At 69.4% G+C, this 432-nt stretch carries 1 protein-coding gene; it reads right to left on the bottom strand.

The window, feature by feature from the left end; genetic code table 11:
• The coding region (locus tag K7472_RS32285; protein WP_222982830.1) for a YcnI family copper-binding membrane protein at positions 1-432 on the bottom strand (432 nt) is incomplete at both ends.

The following is a 432-nucleotide window of genomic DNA, read 5'->3' as shown; positions in this document are numbered from 1 at the left end:
GTGAGCTTCAGGGTCGGCGCGGGGTGCTCCGGCTCCGGCTGGCCCGGCTGCTGCTCGTCGATCCAGCGGACGATGTCGCCGTCCGAGTAGGTCTGGAGCGCCTTGAAGACCAGTTGCCCGCCGGTGGTGGGCAACTGCCCGAAGGCCACGGTGAAGTCCTGGTACTGGCCCGGGGCGATCCTCCCTCCGGTCCAGACGATCTCCGAGACGGCCGTGGTGATGTCGCCGTCGTCGGTCTTGATCGGGGTCTTGAGGTCGACGCTCTTGACCTGCGCCGTCCAACCGGGGACGGGCGAGACCAGGACGGAGGGGATGGGCTGCCCGGCGGGGAAGTAGACGTCGACCTTGGTGGTGTCGGCGTGGTCCTCCTCGTTCGGCACCCGGAAGGTGATCGTGCCGTCCTCGCTGCCCCGCGGGTAGCTGTCGGGGTGC

The sequence above is a fragment of the Streptantibioticus parmotrematis genome (genome assembly GCF_019890615.1).
GTDB classification, from domain to species: Bacteria; Actinomycetota; Actinomycetes; order Streptomycetales; family Streptomycetaceae; genus Streptantibioticus_D; species Streptantibioticus_D parmotrematis.
The sequence above is the reverse complement of the archived record's forward strand: the minus strand, read 5'-3'. Positions and strand labels throughout refer to the sequence as shown.